The organism is Leptotrichia sp., assembly GCF_057270615.1.
The window spans coordinates 1-4,260 of sequence record NZ_DBHIXN010000095.1 but is presented as its reverse complement, the minus strand read 5'-3'; the positions used below and the strand labels follow the sequence as shown (position 1 = coordinate 4,260).

At 28.7% G+C, this 4,260-nt stretch carries 4 protein-coding genes and 1 tRNA gene; all 5 read left to right on the top strand.

What is annotated here, in order from left to right; all coding sequences use genetic code 11:
- The first annotated feature begins 242 nt into the window (after window positions 1–242).
- The 5 genes from ACO409_RS10360 to ACO409_RS10340 all read left to right on the top strand — a co-directional run bounded on the left by ACO409_RS10360 (window position 243) and on the right by ACO409_RS10340 (window position 4,193).
- Window positions 243–1,382 (top strand): mannose-1-phosphate guanylyltransferase, encoded by a 1,140-nt coding sequence (locus tag ACO409_RS10360; protein ID WP_485557002.1) that lies wholly within the window; start codon window positions 243–245, stop codon window positions 1,380–1,382.
- Between the two features lie 51 nt (window positions 1,383–1,433).
- Window positions 1,434–2,414, top strand: coding sequence for a KpsF/GutQ family sugar-phosphate isomerase (locus tag ACO409_RS10355; RefSeq protein WP_485557000.1), 981 nt, complete (start codon window positions 1,434–1,436; stop codon window positions 2,412–2,414).
- A 27-nt stretch (window positions 2,415–2,441) separates the two neighbouring features.
- A complete protein-coding gene (gene rlmB / locus ACO409_RS10350) occupies window positions 2,442–3,140 on the top strand; it encodes a 23S rRNA (guanosine(2251)-2'-O)-methyltransferase RlmB (protein WP_485556998.1) in 699 nt (232 codons plus the stop codon).
- 193 nt (window positions 3,141–3,333) lie between these two features.
- Complete coding sequence (locus tag ACO409_RS10345) at window positions 3,334–3,906, top strand: hypothetical protein (RefSeq protein ID WP_485556996.1); 573 nt, start codon at window positions 3,334–3,336, stop codon at window positions 3,904–3,906.
- Between the two features lie 200 nt (window positions 3,907–4,106).
- Window positions 4,107–4,193 (top strand) — tRNA-Ser (locus ACO409_RS10340).
- The last annotated feature ends 67 nt before the right edge of the window (window positions 4,194–4,260 follow it).

Genomic DNA, 4,260 nt, shown 5'->3' with positions numbered 1-4,260 from the left:
TATCATAAATATATCCTTTTTTCAATTTTTTTTTACAAAAAAAAGCAATTCATCTTCCGCTTGTAGAAGCCGGAGACTTCTTGCTATCTTTTGTTAAAATATATCTATAAATATTTTATCCAGTATATATTTGACTTTTTACTTTGTTTTGAATATAAATAATGATATAATATATTGAAATAAAAAGACTGAAAATATTAAATGATTAAATAAAAATCAATTTAAAAGGACAGGAGAAAAATATGGATAAAGTAGCTTTAATTATGGCTGGAGGAAGTGGAACGAGGTTTTGGCCATTATCTACCAATGACAAGCCAAAGCAATTTTTAGATCTAGTGTCGGAAAAGACAATGATTAAGGAAACTGTTGACAGGATAAAGGAAATTATTCCATCAGAAAAAATATTTATTTCTACAAATATTAAATATTTTGATATAATAAAAAAAGAATTGCCTGAAATTGCTGACAGGAATATAATTTTTGAGCCAATGTCAAGAGATACAGCGGCTTGTATTGGATATGCAGCCTGCATTGTTAGGAAAATTTATAAGAATAGCATTATGGCAGTTTTGCCATCAGATCATTTAATAAAAAAAGAAAAAGAGTTTTTGGAAAGTCTGAAATTTGCATTTTGTGAGGCTGAGAAAAATAAAATTATTACACTTGGGGTTAAGCCGACTTATGCAGAAACTGGATATGGATATATCGAGTATATCGACAGGAAAAAATCAAAAGATGATAAAAAAAATAATTGTAAAAATATTGAACCAAAAGAAGAATTCAGATCATATAAAGTAAAAAAATTTAGGGAAAAGCCAAATAAGGAATTGGCTGAAAAATATATTGAGCAGGGGAATTACCTTTGGAATAGCGGAATGTTCGTATGGAAAACAGAATTTATTTTAAATGAAATAAAAAAATATATGGAAACTCATAAAGTTATTTTGGAAAATATTGAAAAAATGTTAGAAACAGTAGATTTAAATTATGTTTATGGAGAAAAATTAAGTGATTTTGTAAAAGATGAATTTGAGAAGTTTGAAAAAATTTCAATAGATTTTGGTGTTATGGAACATACAAAATCCGTAAGTGTGATTCCTGTTGACATCGACTGGAATGATGTTGGAAATTTTAAATCGCTTGAAGATATTTTTCCAAAGGATAAAGATAGTAATGTTGTGCGAGCCAGTCATTTTGAACAAATTGACTCTGAAGGAAATATCGTGATTAATAAGGAAGATGACAAAATTATTGCTACAATTGGACTGGAAAATATTGTCATTGTAAATACAAAAGATGCTTTACTTGTATGTCATAAGGATAAAAGTCAGGAAGTCAAGAAAATATTAAATAAAATTGAATCAAGCAAAGCAAAAGACTAAAATTTTTTGCCGTTTATATTGATATATTCAAAAAAAGGAGAAAAATAAAAAATGGAAATGGATATTATAAAAGAAGCTAGAAATGTATTTGATATCGAAATAATAGAACTTGAAAAATTGAAAAATAAATTGGGAGATACTTTTCAAAAATTAGTTCAAATGATTTTAGAAATTAAAAATAATAATAAAGTTATCGTTACTGGAATCGGAAAGTCTGGAATAATTGGGAAAAAAATTGCTGCGACACTTGCTTCAACTGGGACAACTGCTGTATTTATAAATGCAGCGGAAGCACTTCATGGAGATTTGGGGATGATTAGTAATGGAGATGTGATAATAGCTATTTCAAATAGTGGAAATTCTGATGAAGTGTTAAGTATTTTAGCACCAATAAAAAAAATTGGTGGAAAAATCATTGCATTTACTGGAAATCCTAATTCTACATTGGGAAAATATGCACAACTTACGGTTAATGTTGGAGTTGAAAAGGAAGCATGTCCGCTGGGGCAAGCCCCGATGAGTTCGACTACGGCGACACTTGTAACAGGAGATGCCCTTGCAGCTTGTCTTATGAAACTAAAGAATTTTACTGAAAATGATTTTGCAAAATATCATCCAGGCGGAAGCCTTGGGAAACGTTTATTGTTGCATGTTTCTGATTTGATGCATATTGGAGATGAATTACCAGTTGTAAAAAGAGATGAAAAAATTGAAAATGTGCTAATGGTTCTTACTAAGAAAAAACTGGGAGCTGTGTGTATTTCAGATACAGGTCTTGAAAATGGGAAATTGCTTGGAATTATAACAGAAGGGGATATTCGGCGTGCATTGGAACATAAGGATAAATTTTTTGATTATGTTGCTTCTGACATTATGATTTCTACACCAGTAACAATTGAAAAGAATGCAATGGCTCTTGATGCGCTTCATTTGATGGAAAATAGAAAAAGTCAGATTAATGTGCTGCCAGTTGTAGAAAATGGGAATGTTGTAGGACTTATAAGAGTCCATGATTTGATAGGTTTGAGATAGCAGATAAAAAATAGAAAGAGAGAAAAAATGGAAAAAATAATAGGAATAAATCCAGTAATAGAAGTGTTAAAATCAGATAAAAACATCGAAAAGCTGGAAGTTTATAAAAAAATAAAAAAAGAAACAATTAAAGAAATATTGAATTTGGCAAGTAAAAGGAACATAAAGATTTTTTATACTGATAAACGGACTGAAAATTCTCAAGGAGTTGTGGCTCTTGTTTCAGAATTTGATTATTATGTAGATTTTGCTGAATTTTTAGAAAAACTTTTGAGAAAAGAAAAATCGATAGTTGTTGTGTTGGATCAGGTTCAGGACCCAAGAAATTTTGGAGCGATTATAAGAAGTGCGGAATGTTTTGGAGCGGATGGAATTATAATTCAGGACAGAAATAATGTAAAGGTTACAGAAACAGTTGTAAAATCATCGACAGGAGCTATTGAACACGTGGATATTGTAAAAGTTACAAATATTTCTGATACAATTGACAAATTAAAAAAATATGGATATACAGTTTATGGTGCAGAAGCTGATGGAAAAAACTATTATTATGAAGAGAATTATCCAGAAAAAACATGTCTTGTACTTGGAAGCGAAGGGAACGGAATGCGTAAAAAAGTAAAAGAACATTGCGACAAAATTGTAAAAATACATTTAAAGGGTCAAATAAATTCATTAAATGTGTCTGTGGCTGGAGGAATAATACTGTCGGAAATGTCGAAATAGCAAGAGCTAGAATTTTCTCATTTGTAAAAGATATTTAGGCGATTGTAAAAGCAAATAAATTAATACAAAACCTCATTAAGGAGTTAAGTCCAGAAAAAATAATAAAACTAAAAATTTAAGAATACTGTATTAATTAGAATCTTTATACTTTTACGAATAATTAACAGAAAATATTTGATAGGAGAGAATTTTAATGGAAAAACAAAAATATATTTTAAATAATACTTATGGAATTAATGGGATAGAGAAAATATCTTTAAAGGAAATAATGAAAATTTTTTCTATTCCTGAAGAAATAGAAATAAAATTGAGTGATGATAAAATAACGATATCAATAGATTTAATATACAAAGGTTTGAAAATATACTATTCATTAAGTTACTTTGTTGAAAATCTTACAAAACCAGAAACTCAATTTTTAACTTTTTGTATGGAAAAGTTGTATTTAAACAATAGAGAAAGTATAAAAGTAGGAGATGAAATAAAGACAGTTCTTCCTAAAATAAGAAAATATCTTAAGAGAAACAATAAAAATGTTAAATTTGAATATGAGGAAGATAAGTATGCAGGGAAATATTTATTTGATAATGGAGAGATTGATATATTTTTTGAAAAATTTGGAAGCAAGAAAGTAATGGATGATATAATGATAAGTTTGCCTTATGAGGATATATTGCCAGAAAATAAGGAAGTTTTAGTGGAAATTAGCAAAATAATGGAGATAAAAAATAAAATAGATGAATTGTTTTGGAATAATAAAGTGTAGTAATTACTTTTATAAAAATATAAAATTTTATATTGCAAAGAAAAATAAAAATTAAGAATTACAAGAAATCAAAGAAGAAAAATAATATAGTTTGTGAATAGGATAAAACAAAAAGAAAAAAATATCAGTATTAATTAAATATTTTAAAAAAGTCATTGACAAATAGTATAAAAATATGATATACTAATTAAGTAATTTATGGGTGGATGTCCGAACGGCTAAGGGACCGGTCTTGAAAACCGGCGAAATCGCAAGATGTCTGGGTTCGAATCCCAGTTCACCCGCCATTTAAATAATTTTGGAGAAGTGGCAGAGAGGCCGAATGCGCTCCCCTGCTAAGGGAGTATCCGGGCT

What these genes read in the sequence shown, in the direction of transcription:
- ACO409_RS10360 (WP_485557002.1), top strand. Translation starts at nt 243, where the DNA reads ATGGATAAAGTAGCTTTAATTATGGCTGGAGGAAGTGGAACGAGGTTT.
- ACO409_RS10355 (WP_485557000.1), top strand. Translation starts at nt 1,434, where the DNA reads ATGGAAATGGATATTATAAAAGAAGCTAGAAATGTATTTGATATCGAA.
- rlmB (WP_485556998.1), top strand. Translation starts at nt 2,442, where the DNA reads ATGGAAAAAATAATAGGAATAAATCCAGTAATAGAAGTGTTAAAATCA.
- ACO409_RS10345 (WP_485556996.1), top strand. Translation starts at nt 3,334, where the DNA reads ATGGAAAAACAAAAATATATTTTAAATAATACTTATGGAATTAATGGG.